The organism is Sphingomonas sp. BK235 (genome assembly GCF_004345855.1).
In the GTDB taxonomy this organism is placed as follows: Bacteria; Pseudomonadota; Alphaproteobacteria; order Sphingomonadales; family Sphingomonadaceae; genus Sphingomonas.
The window spans coordinates 107,519-126,776 of the sequence record NZ_SLXN01000007.1 but is presented as its reverse complement, the minus strand read 5'-3'; the positions used below and the strand labels follow the sequence as shown (position 1 = coordinate 126,776).

Here is a 19,258-nt window from a genome sequence, read left to right as displayed (position 1 = left end):
CGGTGGCCCTGGGCTCCGGCGTCCGCCGGAGCACGCCGCTACCGCGTCAGGCGCGAGTCAGGCGGAGGCCACTCGTCCCGCCACTTTGCGCAGGGCGTCAGCGCGCATAGGCATAGGGTCCGCCGCGTTCGAGCGCGCGTTGGTAGGCGGGCCGGGCGTGGATGGTCGCGAGCCACGCCACGGTCGCCGGCCGCGCCCCCCCCAGCCCGGCGCGATGGCGCGCCGCCTCGAGCGGGAAGCTCATCATGATGTCCGCCGCGGTGAAGGCCTCGCCCGCGAACCACGGCCGCTGCGCCAGCTCCGCCTCGACGAAATCGAGGTGGCGGTCGATCATCGGCTGCACCCGCGCGACCGCGCGCTTGCCGATCAGCGGCAGTCGCGAGAGCACCAGCTTGAGCAGCAGCGGCGGCATCATCGACCCCTCGGCATAATGGAGCCAGAAGCGGTAACGCAGCGCGTCGTCGCGTCTCGCCGGGGCACCGAGCCGGCCATCGGCGCGATCGACCAGATACTCGACGATCGCGCCGGTCTCGGCGACGACGCGACCGCGCTCGCCCACTGCGGCGCCGTCGCGGTCCTCGATCACCGGCGACTTGCCGAGCGGATGGACGCGGCGCAGCTCGGGCGGCGCGAGCATCGTCTTGGGATCGCGCGCGTAGCGCTCCACCTCATAGGCGAGACCGAGTTCCTCCAGCAGCCACAGCACGCGCTGCGAGCGCGAGTTCTCGAGATGGTGGACGACGATCGTCATGACGGCTCCCCTGCGTGCGCGACCCAGATCCAGATCGCTGCGGTGAACGCGACCGCGCCGTCGCGTATCCGCGGCGCGAGCGCCGCCACGATCCGACGTTCGATCGCCGCCCGCTCCTCCGGCGCCGCGGCGGCGAGCACCGAGGCGGCGGGACCGATGCGGCGGAAGAAGGCGAGCGCGTCGCCGGCCGGATCGTCCCCGGCGCCGACCACGTAGCGGAGGTCATGGCGGGTGGCCGTCGCGCCGCGCCAGCCCGCGGCGGCGAGGACATCCTGCGTGAGTGCATGATCGGCCAGTCCGAACGGTCCCGGGGCGTAGGCACCGGTCGATCGGGGTGAGACGCCGGCCGCGGCGTCGAGCGCGGTGGCCCAGTCGTTCTCCCCGCGTGTCCGGAAGCACGAGAAGACGAGCGGCGCGCCCGATCGCGCCGCGCGCGCCATCGCCGCGAAGGAGGTGACGGGATCGTCGAAGAACATCACGCCGTGGCGCGAGACGATGAGGTCCAGCGGGGCGAGTGTCGGCAAGAGAGCGGCGGCGTCACCGACGAGGAAGTCGACCCGGCGATCGCCCTCAGCGCCCCCGCCGGTGTGAGGAGCGAGGACAGCGGTACGCTCCCGCGCGATCGCGACGAGCGGCGCGGCGAGGTCGATGCCCGATACAAACAGCCCAGGACGCGCTGCGGCGAGCGCCAGCGCGGTGCTCCCGACGCCGCAGCCGACGTCCGCCGCGCGCCCGCTGTCCGGTGCGACCGAGGCAATCGCCGAGTCCAAAACCTCGGCGACATCGGCGAAGGCGCGCTCGGTGCGCTGCCACTCCGCCGCCCAGGTCGCCCCGACGCGGGCGCTCCAGTCCGCGCCCGACGTCATCGGCCGGCCTCCCGCGCCCCGCGGTCGATGGGCAGCCGCGGAGACGGACGCCCGATCACCATGCGACGGCCGCGAGCAGGTCGCCGGTCCCGCCGCCTGCGCGGTCGCCGCCGCCGCCGCCGCCCCGCTCGGAAGGCGAACGGCTCAGACGTCGTCGTCCTCGCTCGGGCCCGCCATCATACCGTCGGCGACCTGCTCGGTGCGCGCGCGGATCGCCTTCTCCAGCCGCTGCATCATCTCGGGGTTCTCGCGCAGGAAGGTCTTGGCGTTCTCGCGCCCCTGCCCGATCCGCACCGAGTCATAGGAGAACCAGGCGCCCGACTTCTCGACCAGCCCGGCCTTCACCCCGATGTCGAGGATCTCGCCGATCTTGGAGATACCCTCGCCGTACATGATGTCGAACTCGACCTGCTTGAATGGCGGCGCGACCTTGTTCTTCACCACCTTCACGCGGGTAGCGTTGCCGATCACCTCGTCGCGATCCTTGATCGCACCGGTGCGGCGGATGTCGAGCCGGACCGAGGCGTAGAATTTCAGCGCGTTGCCGCCCGTCGTCGTCTCCGGGTTGCCGTACATCACGCCGATCTTCATACGCAGCTGGTTGATGAAGATCACCATGCAGCGTGAGCGGCTGATCGAGCCGGTGAGCTTGCGCAGCGACTGCGACATCAGCCGCGCCTGCAGGCCGACGTGGCTGTCGCCCATCTCGCCCTCGATCTCGGCGCGCGGCACCAGCGCGGCGACCGAGTCGACCACCAGCACGTCGATCGCGTTGGAGCGCACCAGCGTGTCGGTGATCTCCAGCGCCTGCTCGCCGGTATCGGGCTGCGACACGATCAGCTCGTCGATGTTGACGCCCAGCTTCTTGGCATAGACCGGATCGAGCGCGTGCTCGGCGTCGACGAAGGCGGCGGTGCCGCCGTTCTTCTGCGCCTCGGCGATGACGTGGAGCGCCAGCGTCGTCTTGCCCGAGCTCTCCGGCCCATACACCTCGATCACGCGGCCGCGCGGCAGCCCGCCGACCCCCAGCGCGATGTCGAGCCCGAGCGAGCCGGTCGAGATCGCCTCGACCTGCATCGTCTCCTTCTGCCCGAGCTTCATCGCCGAGCCCTTGCCGAAGGCGCGGTCGATCTGTGCCAGCGCGGCGTCGAGCGCCTTCTGACGGTCTGCGTTCGCGGTAGCCATGCCGGTATCGATCACCTGAAGTTTGGCGGCCATTGCCGTGGACCCTTTCGCTAGAGCAACCGCGCGTCGCGTTCAACGCACCGCTATGGTGTATTCTCTTTGTTCCGCGAGAACAAGTAGAGAACTTGCGGGTGAAATCAAGCGCTATCGCCGTGACGCGCAGTCGCGGTGGCGATCACCGGGGCGACATAGCCGAAGGCGGAGCCGATCGACTCGATGCAGGGGACTGTCAGTCCCCTACTCAGCAGGCGCAGCGCGGCGCACGGGGCGTGAGCCGTGCCGCGTCGCCGACGCATCCGGGCGCGATCACCGCACCGCGGTGGCGAGTTGCCACCAGCCGGGATGGTCCGCCGCGATGGCGCGCGCGGCGGCATCGCGCGCGGCCACGTCGTCGAACAAGCCGAAGCAGGTCGCGCCCGAGCCCGACATGCGCGCCAGCCGGATGCCGCGACAGGCCGCCAGCGCGCCGAGCAGGCCGCGCACCGAGGGCGCGATCGCCTCGGCGGCGGGTTGGAGATCGTTGCGCCCCGCGACCGCGCGCGCCAGCGTCTCGCCCGCGGCGATGGCGCCGCGGTCGATCCCGTCCCAGCGCGCGAAGACCGCCGCGGTCGGCACTTTCTCCCGCGGGTTGACCAGCAGCGCGGGGCAATCATCCAGGCCAGCGATCGGCACGAGGTCATCGCCGCGTCCCGTTCCCAGCGCGGCGCGGCCCAGCAGACAGGCCGGCACGTCCGCCCCGAGCGCGCGCGCGACCGCGTCGAGCCGCGCGTCACCGGGCGCGACGCCGTGCCGTCGCGCGAGCGCGCGCAGCGTCGCGGCCGCGTCGGCGGAGCCACCCCCGATCCCCGAGGCGACCGGCAGCCGCTTGTCGAGCGTGATCGCGTAAGCCGCGGCGATCCCGAATGCCGCGCGGAAGGCGTCGGCGGCGCGGACCACGAGATTGTCCGCGGTCGCCCCGATCGCGTCGGCGAAGGGGCCGGTAACGTGGAAGTGATCGCGCTCGGCGGGCGCGAGCGTCACGACGTCGCCCTCCCGCGCGAACACGAAGAGCGTCTCGAGCGCGTGATAGCCGTCGGCTCGCCGCGCACGCACGTGGAGCGCGAGGTTGAGCTTGGCGGGCGCGATCTCGACCAGCGGCGCTATCCCCTCCCCCGCGCTCAACGCAGCGCCTCGATACCGCGCGCGATCTTCTGGTCGAGCCGCGCCGCTTCGGCCTCGTCGGCGACCTGCCGTGCCGCGGTCCAGGCATAACGCGCCTCATAGCGGCGCCCGGCCGTCCAATAAGCGTCGCCGAGGTGCTCGCCGATCTCGGCATTGGCGGGGTCGCCCAGCACCGCTTGCTCCAGCAGCGGCAGCGCACGCGCGCGCTGGCCGCGCACCAGCAGCGCCCAGCCGAGCGAGTCCGCGATCGCCGCATCGTCGGGCTTGAGCGCGGCGGCGCGCTCGAGCAGCTTCTGCGCCGCGCCCAGCCGCTCGCGCCGCTGTACCAGCGCATAACCGAGGTAATTGAGCGCGAGCGGCTCGCTCGGCCCCAGCTTCACCGCTTGCTCCAGCGCCGGCAGCGCCTCGGCCCATCGCTTCGCCTCGTCGAGCGCGGCGCCATATTGCAGCCAATCGGCCCAGTCCGCGGCGGTCCCTGCGCGCTCGATCAGGCGGCGATAGAGCGGCACCGCCTCGGCCGGGCGGCCGAGCCGGACATGGAGATCGGCGAGCCGCTGGACGTCCTCGGTCGCGGCGTCGGGCGCAGTCCCGAGCGCGCGCGCGGCGGCGAGCGCCTCCGCGTCACGCTTGTCGTCGGCGAGCAACTGCACCCGACCGGTGGCGCTGATCTGCGCGTACAGGCTGGTGGGCGACACCGCGTCGAGCACCGCCAGCGCCTGGTCGGTCGCGCCGTCGCGCGCGAGGACCCCGGCGAGCAGGACGCGCGCGCGATCGTTGCCGGGGTCGGCGCGCAACGCGGCCTGGAGCAGGGTGAAGGTGAGCGGGCCCGGCGCACCGACCGCCAGGTCCGAGGCGACGCGCGCGAACAGATAGGAGGCGCCGAAGGCGAGCGAAGGGGTGGCGGCATAGCGCTTCGCCAGCGCGGGATCACTCGCCGCCGCGCGCAGCGTGGTGATGGCGGACTCGCCGCCGACCGCGAGCAACCGCGCCGCCGCCGGCCCCTCGCCGCGACCGAGCAACAGGCGCGCGGCGGCGACGCGATGGTCCTGGCTGGCGAGGTCGTTGCCGAGCAGCGGGCGAAGCGCGGCCTCGCCCTCCGCCAGCTTGCCGGTGGCGATCAGCAGCAGCGCGCGCGTCTCCTCGACGAAGCGGCGCGACACCGCGTCCGCGGGCGCGCGCGCGAGCGGCGCGAACGGGTCGCCGCCGGCGTCGAGCGCGGCCCAGGCGGCGAGCGGCGCGGCGAGGATGCGGAGCTGGTCGTCGCGCAGGCGGGCGATGGCGGCGCCGGCGGCGACCCGGTCACCGCTGCGCGCGGCGCGCGCGAGCGCGAGCAGGGCGGCATCGGCGGGGGCGACGCCCTGATCGGCGAGCGACGCCGCGGCGCGATCGGCGAGCGCGAGGTCGCCCGCGCGCACCGCCTCGCGATAGGCGCGCACCGCGACCACGGCATTGTCCGGAGCGGCGGCGAGCGCGCGCGCATAATCGCTGGTCGCGGTGGCGACTTCCCCGTCCGCGGCGGCGGCGCGCGCTTTCATATAGGCGCCGAGATCGCCGGTCGCGGCCGCGGCGGCGCCCGGCACGAGCAGCACCAGCAGCGCGGCGGAGGCGAGACCGGGAGGGCTGAACCGCATGACCCGCTGTCGCGGCTCGGGCGCGGTCGCGTCAACCCCGGCGGCTGGGTTTATTGCGCGCGATGAGGATGAAGGCGCAGAGGTGACGGTGAAGCGGCGTCCTCTCCTTCTCCGTCAGCCCGGACTTGGTCCGAGATCCACCCTTCCGCGAGAGCAACGCTCCGCGAACGTGCGGAACGGTAGTCCGGACCCAAGAAGGTTTGATGTCGCGAAAGCTGCTTGCCCCGTCATCCCGGGCCCTTCGACAAGCTCAGGAGAGCCTTGACCCGGGATCCATCGCGCCGCGAGAGCCGCCGGCGTTGCTCTCGCGGCACCATGGATCCCGGCGCGAGGCCGGGATGACGGTGATGAAAGACTAAGCCGCCTTTTGGGCCCGGACCCGTGGATCCCGGAACACGTCCGGGATGACGGTAGTGAGGAAGGTCAGCCGCGTCCGCGCCGAACCCCCGATCTCCTCACATGTTCGGGTAGTTGGGCCCGCCGCCGCCCTCGGGGACGACCCAGTTGATGTTCTGCGTCGGATCCTTGATGTCGCAGGTCTTGCAGTGGACGCAATTCTGCGCGTTGATCACGAACTTCGGCTCACCCACCTCCTCGCCGACGATCTCGTACACGCCGGCGGGACAATAGCGCTGCGCGGGCTCGTCGTAGAGCGGCAGGTCGTAGTCGACCGGGATCGACGGATCCTTGAGCGTGAGGTGGACCGGCTGATCCTCCTCGTGGTTGGTGTTCGACAGGAACACCGAGGACAGCCGGTCGAAGGTCAGCACGCCGTCGGCTTTGGGATAATCGATCTTCTTGACCAGGTCCTTGCGCCACAGGGTCTCGTGATCGGGATGGTGGTGCAGCGTGAACGGCATGCGCAGCCCGAGATACTCGAGCCACATCGTCACGCCCGCCAGCCCCGAGCCGATCAGGTCGCCGAAGCGCTTCACCAGCGGCACGACGTTGCGGACGATCGACAGCTCCTTCCTGACCCAGCTGCGCTCGAACGCCTCGGGGTAAGCGATCAACTCGTCCCCCGCGCGCTGCGACACGATCGCGTCGACCGCCGCCTCGGCGGCGAGCATCGCGCTCTTCATCGCGGTGTGCGTGCCCTTGATCCGCGGCACGTTGAGGAAGCCCGCGCTGTCGCCGATCAGCGCGCCACCGGGGAAGACCAGCTTGGGAATGGACTGCAGCCCGCCGTCGTTGATCGCGCGCGCGCCGTAGCTGACGCGCTTGCCGCCCTCGAGCAGCGCCGCCACCGCCGGATGCGTCTTCCAGCGCTGCATCTCCTGGAACGGCGAGACGTACGGATTGCTGTAGTTGAGCCAGGTGACGAAGCCGATGCTGACCTGCCCGTTGGCCTGATGGTAGATCCAGCCGCCTCCGTTCGAGCCGCTCTCGCTGAGCGGCCAGCCCTGGGTGTGGATCACCTTGCCGGGCGTGTGCAGCGCGGGATCGATGTCCCACAATTCCTTGACGCCGAGGCCGTAGACCTGCGGGTCGCAGTCGCGTCGCAGGTCGAAGAGACGCATCAGCTCCTTCGACAGGTGTCCGCGGCAACCCTCTGAGAAGAAGGTGTATTTAGCGTGCAGCTCGAGCCCGGGCTGATAATCGGGCTTGTGCGTGCCGTCGCGCGCGACGCCCATGTCGCCGGTGGCGACGCCCTTCACGCTGCCGTCGTCGTGGAACAGGATCTCGGCCGCGGCGAAGCCGGGGAAGATCTCGACCCCGAGCTCCTCGGCCTTGCCCGCGAGCCAGCGGCACAGATTGCCGAGCGAGCCGGTATAAGTCCCCTTGTTGTGGAGGAACGGCGGGGTCCACAGATGCGGCAGCGTGAACCTGCCCTTCTTGGTCAGCACCCAGTGGAGGTTCTCGGTGACGGGCACCTCGGCCAGCGGGCAGCCCTGCTCGCGCCAGTCGGGCAGCAGTTCGTCGAGCGACTGCGGGTCGATGACGGCGCCGGAGAGGATGTGCGCGCCGACCTCGGAGCCCTTTTCCAGCACGCAGACCGAGACCTCGGCGCCCTTCTCCGCGGCGACCTGCTTGAGCCGGATCGCCGCCGACAGGCCCGCCGGCCCGGCGCCGACGATCACCACGTCATAGGGCATGGACTCGCGTTCGCTCACGTCATCTTCTCCTCGGGAGCGCCCGGCGCCGCCTCACCGCGGGCACTCGTCGTATCGTCGCAACGGCTGATCGGGCCGGCGGTGCCAGAAAGTTGACGCTCACGTCAACCGCGATCCTATGATGAGCAGATGGGGGCAGACCAGAATCACGACTGGGCCAAGATCGCGGCGAGTGCGCTCGACTGGTGGCGCGAGGCGGGGGTCGACACGCTCGTCGAGGACGCGCCGTTCGACTGGCTCGCCGCGGTCGAGACCGCCGCGCCGGCCGCCTTCGCTCCGCTCGCCGCGACGGCGGTGGCGCCCGCCCCCGCCGCGCTGCCCGACACGCGCGAGGCGTTCGCGACGTGGCGGCTGGGAGAGGACGCGCCCGAGGCGCGCTGGGGCGGCGTCGCGATCGCGGCGAGCGGGCGGGCGGACGCCGAGCTGATGGTGTTCGTCGACTGCCCCGAGCGCGACGACCGCGAGACGCTGCTCGAGGGCGAGACCGGGCGCCTGTTCGATCGGATGCTCGCCGCGATCGGCCGCTCGCGCGCCGACACCGCGCTCGCCTCGGTCTGCACGCGCCGCCCGACCACTGGCCGCGTGCCGCGCGACATCGCCGATCGGCTCGGCGAGATCGCGCGCCATCACGTCGCGCTCGCGGCGCCGAAACGGCTGCTGGCGATGGGCGATGCGGCGAGCCGTGCGCTGCTGGCGATGAGCGTCGCCGACGCGCGGGGACGTACGCACATCGTTAACCATAGAAGCGGCACCATCACGCACGTCGTGGCGACGCACCATCCGCGCTTCCTGCTGGATCGTCCCGCCGCCAAAGCCGAGACCTGGAAGGACCTGTTGATGCTCACCGGGGACATGGCGTCGTGAGCCCGCGCCGCGCCGCGCTGGCGGTCACCGCCGCGCTCGCCGCCACCGCGCCCGCCTTGGCCGCGCCGCCGCTCCCGCTGGTCGCACCCGCCGCCCCCGCGCCGGCCGCGGTCGCGGGCAAAAGCGCGGGCATTCCCGCGCAGCTCACCCCCGAGCAGCGCAGCGGCTATCGCGCGGTGTTCGCCGCGATCCGCGATGGGCGCTGGAGCGACGCGCAGATCACGCTCGACACGATGGCGAGCGGGCCGCTCCACGCTTACGCGCGCGCCGAGCTGGTGCTCGCCAAGGGTTCGCCGCGCGTCGGCGACGAGGCGCTGACCCGGCTGATCGCCGAGGCGCCCGAGCTGCCACAGGCCGAGGCGCTGATGCGGCTGGCGAGCGCGCGGGGGCTGAGCGACCTCCCCGCGTTGCCGAGCACGCAACGGCTGATCTGGCAGGACGGCGCGCCCGCGCGTGTTCGCGCCCGTGCCACCCGCAGCGATCAGGTCGCCGCCGATCTCGCCCAGCGCATGCAGCCCTATGTGAAGGCCGACATGGGCGCCGAGGCGCAGGCGCTGCTCGAATCGACCGACGGCCTCTCGCCCGAGGCGGAGACCGAGTGGCAGGCGCGCGTCGCATGGATCTACTTCCTCCAGGGGCTCGACCCGCAGGCACGCGCGCTGGCGGCCAAGGCCGCGGCGGGCAGCGGCGACTGGGCGCTCCACGGCCGCTGGACCGAGGCGCTGTCGGCGTGGCGCCAGCACGATTGCGCCGCGACGCAGGTGGATTTCGAGAATGTTGCCGCGCGCGCGACCGACACCGACCTGCGCGCCACCGCGCTCTACTGGGCGGCACGGTCGGACATGGCATGCGGCAGGCCCGACCGCGTCGAGGCGCGGCTCAAGACCGCAGCGCAGTATAAGGAGACCTTCTACGGGCTGCTCGCGCGCCAGGCGCTCGGACTGCCGGTGGAGCGGGTCCGCCCCGAACTGGTGAGCGAGGAATGGGCGCGGCTGGAGCGCCGCCCCAATGTCCGCGTCGCCGCCGCGCTCGCCGAGCTCGGCGAGGGCGAGCGCGCCGACGCGATGGTGCGCCAGCAGGCGCGGATCGGCGACCCTTCCGAGTTCGGCAGCCTCGTTCATATCAGCGAGACGCTCGACCTGCCCGCGACCACCGTGTGGCTCGCGCACAATATGCCGCAGGGCGCGGTCGCCACCGCCGACACGCGCTACCCGATGCCCAATTGGACGCCGGACACCGGCTGGCGCATCGACAAGGCGTTGGTCTACGCGCACACGCTCCAGGAATCGGGTTTCCGCAACAAGGTGCGCAGCCCCGCCGGCGCGTTCGGGCTGATGCAGATCATGCCCGCCGCGGCGACCGACTATATGCGCGAGCGCGGCGTCGCGATCGACCAGGACGCGCTGGCGCGCCCCTCGACCAACATCGACATCGGCCAGCGCCACATCGAGAAGCTGCGCGACATGGGGCTCACCGGCGGGCTGCTGCCCAAGGTGATCGCGGCCTATAATGCCGGGCCGAAGCCGGTCGGCGAGTGGAACGCGATCGTCCGCGACGGCGGCGACCCGCTGCTCTATATCGAGAGCATCCCTTATTGGGAGACGCGCGGCTATGTCGTCACCGTGTTGCGCAACTACTGGATGTACGAGTCGCTCGGCGGCAAGGCGAAGAGCCCCAGCCGCGTCGCGCTGGCGCAGGGCATGTGGCCGCGCTTCCCCGGCCTGCCCGGCGACAGCGCGGTGCGGATGACGTCGCAGTCGCCCGTCACCGCGATCGCGATCAACGGCACGGTCGCGGCGCAGTCGACGACGCACGCCGAGCGATGAGCCTCGACCTCACGCGCACCTTCGTGCCGGTGCGCATCGCGGTGCTCACCGTCTCCGACACGCGCGGCCTGGCGGAGGACCGCTCGGGCGACGCGCTGGTGGCGCGGCTGAGCGAGGCGGGGCATGTGCTCGCCGAGCGCGCCATCCTGCGCGACGACGTCGACGCGATCGGGGCGCAGCTCGACCGCTGGATCGACGACGCGGGCGTGGACTGCGTCATCACCACCGGGGGCACCGGGGTGACCGGGCGTGACGTCACCCCCGAGGCGATCGAGCGGGTCGCGGACAAGATGATCCCGGGCTTCGGCGAGCTGTTCCGCTGGCTGAGCTATCAGACGATCGGCACCTCCACGGTGCAGAGCCGCGCCTGCGCCTGTGTCGCGCGCGGCACCTATGTCTTCGCGCTGCCGGGCTCGACCGGTGCGGTGAAGGACGCGTGGGACGGCATCCTCGCCAGCCAGCTCGACATCCGCCACCGCCCCTGCAACTTCGTCGAGCTGATGCCGCGACTGACCGAGCGCTGAGCGGCGGCTCGATTGTGGCGCCCGCTCGCTGAAACGTCCTCCGGCGCACGCCGGAGTCCAGGGTATCCAGCGTCGCGTTCACCGCCCGAGCGGTGAGCCATGTGGTGTGAGCCAGCGCTGCGCTCCTGCGGACGCAGGAGCCCAGCGCCACGAGCGTCACGCCCGCGGCTCTGGGCTCCGGCGTGCGCCGGAGCACGCTGCGACCGAGTGGATCGACCTCTCGCCGCGTGCCGTCAGCCCGCGGTAACCGCGGCGAGCTCGTGACCGTCGGGATCGGTGAAGTGAAACCGCCGGCCACCCGGGAAGGCGAAGATCGGCCGTGTCACGCGACCACCCGCGCTCGTCACGGCAGCCACGGCAGCCTCGAGATCCTCGACCGCGATGACCGGCAGCGCGGCGGCCGTCTTCTCCCCCGGATCGGCCTGGAAGCCGATGTCGGTGTCGCCGCTCGTCGTCGCCGCATAGGTCGGGCCATAATCCGCGAACGCCCAGCCGAACGCCGCGCCGTAGAAGGCCTTGGCCCGCGTCGTGTCCGCGACCGGCAGTTCCAGGTAATTGAGCCGCGCCATCTCGCCCTCTCCCATGTTCTTGCTATGTTCTAGCGGCTCGGCTAGGCTGATGCAATGGCCGACCGACCGTCCAGACCTGCCCGCGGCGCCACGCTGAACGCGGCGAGCGCGCGCTTCAACCTGCCGCAGGCGGAGGACGACGGCGACTGGCTCGACTCGCGCGCGGCCATCGACGGCACCCCTGCCCCGGCGCGCACCACCGTCACGGTCGAGCGCGCGCGCACGATCATCACGCGCAACCAGTCGCCCGACGTGCCGTTCGACCGCTCGATCAACCCGTATCGCGGCTGCGAGCACGGCTGCATCTATTGTTTCGCGCGACCGAGCCACGCCTTCCACGATCTCTCGCCCGGGCTCGACTTCGAGACCAGGCTGTTCGCCAAGCCCGACGCTGCCGCCCTGCTCCGCGCCGAGCTCGGCCGGCGCGACTATCGCTGCGCGCCGATCGCGATGGGCACCAACACCGATCCCTATCAGCCGATCGAGCGCGAGTGGCGCGTCACGCGCGAGGTGATCGAGGTGCTCGCCGCCTGCGACCACCCGCTGGTGATCACCACCAAGTCGGACCGGGTGGTGCGCGACATCGACCTGCTCGCGCCGATGGCGGTCAAGGGCCTCGTCGCGGTGGCGATCTCGGTCACCTCGCTCGACCCGCGCGTGGCGATGACGGTCGAGCCGCGCGCGCCCGCCGCCGCGCGCCGGCTCGCCGCGGTGCGGCGGCTCAGCGACGCGGGGGTGCCGACCTATGTCAACATGGCGCCGGTCATTCCCGCGATCACCGACGACGAGGTCGAAGCGGTGGTCGCCGCCAGCGCAGCCGCGGGCGCGCTCGGCGTCTCGTACATCCCGGTGCGGCTGCCCTGGGAGGTCGCCCCGCTGTTCCGCGCCTGGCTCGACGAACATTATCACGAGCGCGCCGCCAAGGTGATGGCGATCGTCCAGAGCCTGCGCGGCGGCAGGGACAACGACCCGCGCTTCGGCGCGCGGATGCGCGGCCAGGGGCCGTGGGCGGAGCTGCTGCGCACGCGCTTCCGCATCGCGCGCACGCGCCACGGCTTCACCGACGCGCGACGCAGGCTCGATCTGCGCTGCGACCTGTTCCGTCCTCCGGCGGGCGCCCAGGGCGAGCTGTTCTGACATGCGCCCGGGCGACCGCCGCCGCTCCGACGACGTACGGCGGTTGAACTCCCGCGCCGCCGGCGGGTTAGGGCCGTCCATCATCGGAGACATTCCATGCTCGCCTCGCTTCTGATCGCCGCCGTCGCGGGGATGCGCGCGATGACCCCACTCGCCACCGTCGCCCAAGCGGCGCGCGCGGGCGAGCTGCCGAGCGACTCGGGCGCGCCCGCGCTGCTCGCGCACCCGCTCGTCGCCGCCGGCACGCTGGCGCTCGCCGCGGGTGAGCTCGCCGGCGACAAGATGAAGACCGCCCCCGATCGGATCATCCTGCCCGGCATGGTCGCGCGCGTCGCGACCGGCGCCTTCGCCGCGGCGAGCCTCGCCCCTCGCCGGCAGCGCACGCTGGCCGCCTTGCTCGGCGCCGGGGTCGCGGCGGGTGCCTCCTATCTCACCTTCCGCGCGCGCGTGGCGGCGATGCGCCGCTACGGCCAGACCGCCACGGGCGTCGTGGAGGACGCGGTCGCGCTCGGCACCGCCGCGCTGGCGGTGCGCGCCGCGCGCTGACGCCGCCGCCTATTGGCAGCAGCGCGACCATCGGCTAGGCCGCGCGACGGGGCCGGTATCCGGCCCCACGATCGCGCCGGTGCCCCGACGAGGGGCTCAAATGGGAATGCGGTGAGGGGATCACTCCCCGAATCCGCGGCTGTCCCTGCAACTGTGAGCGGCGAGCGAGCGGCACATGCCCCCGGCAGAAGCGGGGGGCGGTCACTGGAGCGCGGGGTCTCGCCCCGCCCCGGGAAGGCCGTGCCGGGAGCGACGACCCGCGAGCCAGGATACCTGCCGGCGCAGGGTCGCTCTTGCCTTTGGTCCAGGGGATGGCCGGGCACGGTGTTCCGTCTGAGCGACGAAGCCATGCGGCCGGGGCCGCAGCGGCGCGTGGCACGGGCGACGGCGGGCGCCCGTCCGTGGTGCGCGCCGGCCGACCTTCGGCCCCGGTCCCCGCACCGTCGCGGCGCCCCGAAGGAACATCATTGCGCGACCTGTCCAAGGTTCCCGTCACCGTCGTCACCGGCTTCCTCGGCGCGGGCAAGACCACGCTGATCAGCCACCTCATCCGCCACGCCGGGGGGCGGCGGCTCGCCGTCGTCGTCAACGAGTTCGGCACGCTGGGCGTCGACGGCGCGATCCTCGAGCAATGCGCCATCCCCGACTGTCCAGCGGAGAATATCGTCGAGCTCGCCAACGGCTGCATCTGCTGCACCGTGGCGGACGATTTCATCCCGACGATCGAGCGGCTGCTCGCGCTGGATCCGCGCCCCGATCATATCCTGATCGAGACCTCGGGGTTGGCGCTGCCCAAACCGCTGCTCAAGGCATTCGACTGGCCAGCGATCCGCTCGCGCGTGACGGTCGACGGCGTGATCGCGCTGGCCGATGCCGAGGCGGTCGGCGCCGGCCGTTTCGCGCCCGATCCCGCCGCGGTCGCCGCGCAACGCGCCGCCGACGCCGAGGTCGACCACGACACGCCGCTGGCCGAGGTGTTCGAGGACCAGCTCGCCTGCGCCGACGTGGTGCTGCTCACCAAGGCCGATCTCGCCGGCGCGGACGCGGTGGCGAGGGCGCGCGCGGTCGTGCTGGCCCAGGCACCGCGACCGGTGCCGGTCGTCGCATTGGTCGACGGCGCTATCGATCCCGGCGTGATCCTCGGGCTCGGCGCCGCGGCGGAGGACGATCTCGCCGCGCGCCCGTCGCACCACGACGGGTTCGATGATCATGAGCACGACGATTTCGACAGCCTCGTCCACGAGCTGGGCGAGACCGACGATCCCGCCGCGCTCGCCGATCGCGTCGCGCAGCTCGCGCGCGACCACGACGTACTGCGCGTGAAGGGCTATGCGGCGGTGCGCGGCAAGCCGATGCGGCTGCTGGTGCAGGCGGTCGGCGCGCGCGTGCGCACCAGCTACGACCGGCCGTGGCGCGCCGACGAGTCGCGTCGCACCCGGCTGGTGGTGATCGCCGAGCGCGGGCGGGTCGACGCCGCGACGGTCGGGACAGCGCTAGCCGGCTGAGCCCGCCATGCACGTCCTCTTCCGCGAGACGCACGGGCTCGACGCGGCGGCCGCGCCGCGCGACCTCGCGCAGTCGCCCGCCGATCTCGTCGTCCTGTCCTTCTCCGACAGCGACCTGCAGGGCTTCGCCGCGGGCTGGCACGCCGCCGCGGCGAGCGGCGCGGCGCTGCCATCGCTGCGGCTCGCCAACCTCGCCGAGCTGGCGCACCCGCTCTCGGTCGACACCTATGTCGAGGCGACGGCGGTGCACGCGCGCGCGATCCTGGTGCGGCTGATCGGTGGACGCTCCTATTGGAGCTACGGACTGCAGCAACTCACCCGCGTGGCGCAGGAGCGCGGCATCGCGCTGGCGGTGCTCGCCGCGGACGGGCGCGAGGATATCACGCTCGACGCCGCCTCGACGCTGCCGCTGGCCGAGCTGCGCGCGCTGGCGCGGCACTGCGACGCGGGAGGGGCCGACGCCGCACGGCGCGCGCTGGCGCGGCTCGCGCGCGCTGCCGGGCTCCATGCCGCGGTGGCCGGGGACGCCCCGCCGCTCGCCCCAGTCGGCGCCTGGACGGAGGGGGCGGCGCCCGATTGTCCCGCGGCACTCGCCATCGCCCCGGACCGCCCGCGCGCGCTGATCGTCTTCTACCGATCCTATCTGCTGGCGGGCGACATCGCGCCGATCGCCGCGCTGGGCGAGGCGCTCGCCGCGCGCGGGCTGCGGTCGGCCGCGCTGTTCGTCCCCTCGCTCAAGGACCCGGAGGCGCGCGGCTGGCTGCGTCGCTGGGTCGCCGCGCTCGCGCCCGAGGCGATCGTCAGCGCCACCGCCTTCGCCGCGGCCGACGCGGCGGATAGCTCGCCGCTCGACGCCGCGGGCGCGCCGGTGTTCCAGGTGGCGCTGGCGACGTCCTGCCGGCGCGACTGGGCCGAGACGGTGCGCGGACTCTCGCCCGCCGATCTCGCGATGCACGTCGTGCTGCCCGAAGTCGACGGTCGGGTCTTCGCGGGTGTGGCGAGCTTCAAGGACGCGGGCCGTCGCGACCCCGCGCTGGAGTTCGCGCGACGAGCGCATCGACCCGACGCCGATCGGGTCGGCGCGATCGCGGACCGGGTCGCGGGCTGGGTCGCGCTCGGGCGTAGGCCGCGCGGCGAGCGGCGGATCGCGCTGCTGCTCTCGACCTACCCGGGCAAGAGCTATCAACGCGCGCACGCGGTCGGGCTCGATCCGCTCGCCTCCGCCGAGGCGATGCTGCGCGATCTGGCCGAGGCGGGCTATGCCGCGGAGAGTGGCGGGCTCGAGGCGCTGTGTGAGGTGGGTGAGGTTATCGCCCCACCCTCTTCGGTTCCCCGGCGCAGGCCGGGGCCCAGTTGGGCTGACCGTCGTGACATGGGCGCAGCGTCCCCCAACTGGGCCCCGGCCTGCGCCGGGGCACGGGGCGAGGAGGAAGCGACCCCAGCGAAGCCGAACGCCGCTGCGGTCTCCTCCCTCCCCTGGTCGCTCGCCGACTATGAGCGCGCCCTGGCGACACTCCCCCGCGTTCTCCAGGACTCGTTGACGGCCACCTGGGGTGCCCCCGCCGACGACCCCGCCGTCGCCGATGGCCACTTCCACTTCGCCGCGATTGAGCGCGGCCACGTCCTCGTCGCGCTCCAGCCCGAGCGCGGCGACCCGCGCGCGCGCGGCGATGATTATCACGACGTCGCACGCGTCCCGCGCCACGCCTATGTCGCTTTCTATCTGTGGCTGCGCGCGCGCGGCATCGACGCGATCGTCCATGTCGGCGCGCACGGCACGCTGGAGTGGCTGCCGGGCAAGGCGGTGGCGCTGTCGCACGCGTGCTGGCCCGAGGCACTGATCGGCGCGACGCCGCTGATCTATCCCTTCATCGTCAACGATCCCGGCGAGGCCGCGCAGGCCAAGCGTCGCGCCGCCGCGGTGACGCTCGGGCACCTGCCCCCGCCGCTGGTGCGCGCCGACGACACCGCCGGGCTCGGGCGGCTCGAGCTGCTGCTCGACGAATTCTCCAGCGCCGACGGGCTCGATCCGGCGCGGCGCGCGCGGCTGATCGGCGACATCGCCGACGAGGCGGCGGCGACCGGACTCCCCGCCGAACTCGACCTCGCCGCCTGCGCCGGCGACGCCGAGCGGGTCACCCGCATCGACGCCTTCGTCTGCGATGTGAAGGACGCGCGCTTCGGCGACGGACTGCACGTCTACGGCCGCGGCGAGAGCGGCGCGAGCGAGCGCGACGGACTGCTCGCCGCGCTGGACGGCCGCCGCGTCGCCGCGGGGCCGGCGGGCTCGCCCGCGCGCGGCGCCGCGGTGCTGCCGACCGGGCGCAACCTCTACGGCATCGACCCGCGCGCCACGCCGTCGCGCGCGGCGCATCGCCAGGGCGTCGCGCTCGCCGAGGAGCTGCTGCGCCGCCACCTGCAGGACGAGGGCGACTACCCGCGGGCGTTGGTGGTAGATCTGTGGGGCTCGGCGACGATGCGGACCGCGGGCGAGGAGTTCGCCATGGCGCTCCACCTCCTCGGCGCCGCGCCATTGTGGGATCATGGCTCCGATCGCGTGACCGGGGTGGAGATCCTGCCGCTGGCGCTGCTCGACCGGCCACGGATCGACGTGACGCTGCGCATCTCGGGATTGTTCCGCGACACCTTCCCGCCGCTCTGTGCCCTGTTCGGCCAGGCCGTGCGCGCGCTCCACGCCCACGACGAGCCGCGTGACCTTAACCCCTTCGTCGGCGCGACGGCCGAGCCGCGCGTCTATGGCCCGGCGCCCGGTGGCTATGGCGTCGCGCTCGGCGACAGCGTCGAGCGCTACGACGAGCCGGGGCGCGCCGCCGCCGGCGCGCGATGGCTCGCCGCCTCGTCGCACGCCTATGACGACGCAATCGCCACGCCGGCGGGGCACAACGACGCCGCCGGCCTGCGCCGCCGCGTGACCGCGGCCGAGGCGCTGGTCCACCCGCACGACCTGCCAGAGAGCGACCTGCTCACCGCCGCGGATGTCGCCGCGCATGTCGGCGGCTTCGCCGCGGCCAAGGCGGCGCTGGGCGGTGAGGCGCGACTGCTCCACCTCGACAGTCGCGACCCGACGCGTCCGCGCGCCCGTCCGATCGGCGAGGAGATCGCGCGGATCGCGCGCGGGCGCGCGGCCAACCCGCGCTGGCTCGCGGGCATGATGCGCCACGGCTATCGCGGCGCGGCCGAGATCGCGGCGACGCTCGACCATCTCGCCGCCTTCGCGCATCTCGCGCGCATCGTACCAGCCAGTCTGTTCGACCTCTACCACGACGCGACTTTGGGGAACGACGACGTGCGCGCCTTCCTCGCGCGCGCCAACCCGGACGCGCTGGCGGCGATGGAGGCGCGCTTCGTCGCGCTCCACCGCTCGGGGCTATGGCCGACGCGGCGCAACGCGATCGTCGCCGCGCTGGACGGAGCGGCATGACCGCGGTGCGAGGCTGGTGCCCGAGCGCATGGCGCCCGATGGCGGCGGGGGACGGGCTGTTGCTCCGTGTCCGACCGCCGCTGGCGCGACTGACGCGCGCGCACGCCTTGTTGGTCGCGGAGCTGGCGACGCGCTTCGGCAATGGCGCGATCGACCTGACGCGCCGCGGTGCGCTCCAGCTCCGGGGCTTCGAACCGGCGGGCTGGCGCGCAGCCGTCGAGCGGCTGGTGTCCGCCGGGCTGGTCGACCTCGACGCGGCGGTGGAGGCGGTCGCGCTCACGGTCGCGCCCGACTGGCATGAGGGCGACGACACGCATCGGATCGCGCGCGCGCTCGCGGCGCGTCGCGGCGAGCTGCCGGAGTTGCCCGCCAAGTTCGGGATCGCGGTCGACGCGGGTGCGCACGCCTCGCTCGGCGACACGCCCGCGGACCTGCGGGTGGAGCGCGGCGCCGATGGCGGGCTGATCCTGCGGGCGGACGGACGCGAGAGCGGGATGCGCCTGATCCGCGACGAGGCGGTCGATGCGGTGATCGCGCTCGCGCGCTGGTTCGTCACCAGCGGCGGGGGCGCGGCGGGACGCATGAGACGCCACGCGGCGGCGCTGCCGGACTGGGCGATGGGTGAGGTTCCTCCGCGCGAGGGCGTGCCGGCCTATGAGCAGGTGGCGCCGCGCTACGGCCGTCTGACCGGCGCGGAACTGGCCGCGCTCTCCGACGGTGCCGAGGCGCTGAGAGTGACGCCGTGGCGGTCGCTGCTGAAGGAAACCGCCGGGATGATCCGTCCGTCCGACGGGCGCGTCTCTCGCACGCCAGCCCGCCCCGGACAGGAGGCCGAGCGACCCTCTCCCGCGGACTTGCCGGCGGCGGCGATCGACGCCTGCGTCGGCGCGCCCGCCTGCCCGCAGGCGAGTGTGACCACCCGCGCGCTCGCCGACCGGCTCGCCGCGGCGCGCGTCGCCGGGCCGATCCACGTCTCGGGCTGCGCCAAGGGATGCGCGCGAAGTGCCCCGGCCGCGCTCACGATCGTCGGGCGTGACGGTCGCTTCGACCTGATCCGCGACGGCCGTGTCGATTCACCCCCCACGATCCGCGGCCTCACCGCCGCGGCGCTGCTCGCCCGCCTCGGAGCCGACTGAC

At 73.1% G+C, this 19,258-nt stretch carries 15 protein-coding genes and 1 riboswitch; of the genes, 8 read left to right on the top strand and 7 right to left on the bottom strand.

Annotated elements, in window-relative coordinates:
• Window positions 1-97: 97 nt before the first annotated feature.
• The 6 genes from EV292_RS17325 to EV292_RS17300 form a co-directional block, all read right to left on the bottom strand.
• Window positions 98-751, bottom strand: coding sequence for a glutathione S-transferase (locus tag EV292_RS17325; RefSeq protein WP_132910497.1), 654 nt, complete (start codon window positions 749-751; stop codon window positions 98-100).
• Window positions 748-1,617 (bottom strand): class I SAM-dependent methyltransferase, encoded by an 870-nt coding sequence (locus EV292_RS17320; RefSeq protein ID WP_132910496.1) that lies wholly within the window; start codon window positions 1,615-1,617, stop codon window positions 748-750. Before EV292_RS17320 ends, EV292_RS17325 begins: the two co-directional genes overlap by 4 nt.
• Window positions 1,618-1,761: 144 nt before the next feature.
• Entirely contained in the window at window positions 1,762-2,835 is a 1,074-nt protein-coding gene (gene recA, locus EV292_RS17315) for a recombinase RecA (RefSeq protein ID WP_132910495.1), read from the bottom strand.
• Between the two features lie 273 nt (window positions 2,836-3,108).
• On the bottom strand, window positions 3,109-3,963 hold the full coding sequence (locus EV292_RS17310; protein ID WP_243693833.1) for a 4-(cytidine 5'-diphospho)-2-C-methyl-D-erythritol kinase: 855 nt from the start codon (window positions 3,961-3,963) through the stop codon (window positions 3,109-3,111).
• Complete coding sequence (locus EV292_RS17305) at window positions 3,960-5,594, bottom strand: tetratricopeptide repeat protein (protein WP_132910494.1); 1,635 nt, start codon at window positions 5,592-5,594, stop codon at window positions 3,960-3,962. Before EV292_RS17305 ends, EV292_RS17310 begins: the two co-directional genes overlap by 4 nt.
• Window positions 5,595-6,049: 455 nt before the next feature.
• Entirely contained in the window at window positions 6,050-7,708 is a 1,659-nt protein-coding gene (locus EV292_RS17300; RefSeq protein ID WP_243693832.1) for an electron transfer flavoprotein-ubiquinone oxidoreductase, read from the bottom strand.
• A gap of 129 nt (window positions 7,709-7,837) precedes the next feature.
• On the opposite strand from EV292_RS17300, the gene EV292_RS17295 reads away from it, so the two are divergent.
• Genes EV292_RS17295 through moaB form a run of 3 tightly spaced genes read left to right on the top strand, consistent with a single transcriptional unit; the run spans window position 7,838 to window position 10,922 of the window.
• Window positions 7,838-8,572: a uracil-DNA glycosylase family protein gene (locus EV292_RS17295; protein WP_132910493.1), complete on the top strand. Its 735-nt coding sequence runs from the start codon at window positions 7,838-7,840 to the stop codon at window positions 8,570-8,572.
• Window positions 8,569-10,398, top strand: a complete 1,830-nt coding sequence (locus tag EV292_RS17290) for a lytic transglycosylase domain-containing protein (RefSeq protein ID WP_207913460.1) — start codon at window positions 8,569-8,571, stop codon at window positions 10,396-10,398. The genes EV292_RS17295 and EV292_RS17290 overlap by 4 nt, the downstream gene beginning before the upstream one ends.
• Window positions 10,395-10,922, top strand: coding sequence for a molybdenum cofactor biosynthesis protein B (gene moaB / locus EV292_RS17285; protein ID WP_132910492.1), 528 nt, complete (start codon window positions 10,395-10,397; stop codon window positions 10,920-10,922). Before EV292_RS17290 ends, moaB begins: the two co-directional genes overlap by 4 nt.
• A 233-nt stretch (window positions 10,923-11,155) precedes the next feature.
• On the opposite strand, the gene EV292_RS17280 is transcribed toward moaB, so the two are convergent.
• Window positions 11,156-11,491 (bottom strand): VOC family protein, encoded by a 336-nt coding sequence (locus tag EV292_RS17280; protein ID WP_132910619.1) that lies wholly within the window; start codon window positions 11,489-11,491, stop codon window positions 11,156-11,158.
• A 54-nt stretch (window positions 11,492-11,545) separates the two neighbouring features.
• On the opposite strand from EV292_RS17280, the gene EV292_RS17275 reads away from it, so the two are divergent.
• From EV292_RS17275 to EV292_RS17255, 5 genes are all read left to right on the top strand, one after another.
• Complete coding sequence (locus EV292_RS17275; protein WP_132910491.1) at window positions 11,546-12,628, top strand: PA0069 family radical SAM protein; 1,083 nt, start codon at window positions 11,546-11,548, stop codon at window positions 12,626-12,628.
• Between the two features lie 96 nt (window positions 12,629-12,724).
• The gene (locus tag EV292_RS17270) at window positions 12,725-13,174 is read left to right on the top strand and encodes a DUF4126 family protein (RefSeq protein WP_132910490.1); all 450 of its coding nucleotides are present in this window, start codon (window positions 12,725-12,727) and stop codon (window positions 13,172-13,174) included.
• Window positions 13,175-13,234: 60 nt separating this feature from the next.
• A riboswitch (cobalamin riboswitch) is annotated at window positions 13,235-13,470 on the top strand.
• Between the two features lie 171 nt (window positions 13,471-13,641).
• Entirely contained in the window at window positions 13,642-14,679 is a 1,038-nt protein-coding gene (cobW, locus tag EV292_RS17265; RefSeq protein ID WP_132910489.1) for a cobalamin biosynthesis protein CobW, read from the top strand.
• Window positions 14,680-14,686: 7 nt separating this feature from the next.
• On the top strand, window positions 14,687-18,121 hold the full coding sequence (cobN, locus tag EV292_RS17260; RefSeq protein WP_132910488.1) for a cobaltochelatase subunit CobN: 3,435 nt from the start codon (window positions 14,687-14,689) through the stop codon (window positions 18,119-18,121).
• Complete coding sequence (locus tag EV292_RS17255; protein WP_243693831.1) at window positions 18,118-19,257, top strand: cobalamin biosynthesis protein CobG; 1,140 nt, start codon at window positions 18,118-18,120, stop codon at window positions 19,255-19,257. The genes cobN and EV292_RS17255 overlap by 4 nt, the downstream gene beginning before the upstream one ends.
• The last annotated feature ends 1 nt before the right edge of the window (window position 19,258 follow it).

Coding starts and splice junctions, on each gene's coding strand:
- EV292_RS17325 (WP_132910497.1), bottom strand. CDS start 751: ATGACGATCGTCGTCCACCATCTCGAGAACTCGCGCTCGCAGCGCGTG.
- EV292_RS17320 (WP_132910496.1), bottom strand. CDS start 1,617: ATGACGTCGGGCGCGGACTGGAGCGCCCGCGTCGGGGCGACCTGGGCG.
- recA (WP_132910495.1), bottom strand. CDS start 2,835: ATGGCCGCCAAACTTCAGGTGATCGATACCGGCATGGCTACCGCGAAC.
- EV292_RS17305 (WP_132910494.1), bottom strand. CDS start 5,594: ATGCGGTTCAGCCCTCCCGGTCTCGCCTCCGCCGCGCTGCTGGTGCTG.
- EV292_RS17295 (WP_132910493.1), top strand. CDS start 7,838: ATGGGGGCAGACCAGAATCACGACTGGGCCAAGATCGCGGCGAGTGCG.
- moaB (WP_132910492.1), top strand. CDS start 10,395: ATGAGCCTCGACCTCACGCGCACCTTCGTGCCGGTGCGCATCGCGGTG.
- EV292_RS17280 (WP_132910619.1), bottom strand. CDS start 11,491: ATGGCGCGGCTCAATTACCTGGAACTGCCGGTCGCGGACACGACGCGG.
- EV292_RS17275 (WP_132910491.1), top strand. CDS start 11,546: ATGGCCGACCGACCGTCCAGACCTGCCCGCGGCGCCACGCTGAACGCG.
- EV292_RS17270 (WP_132910490.1), top strand. CDS start 12,725: ATGCTCGCCTCGCTTCTGATCGCCGCCGTCGCGGGGATGCGCGCGATG.
- cobN (WP_132910488.1), top strand. CDS start 14,687: ATGCACGTCCTCTTCCGCGAGACGCACGGGCTCGACGCGGCGGCCGCG.
- EV292_RS17255 (WP_243693831.1), top strand. CDS start 18,118: ATGACCGCGGTGCGAGGCTGGTGCCCGAGCGCATGGCGCCCGATGGCG.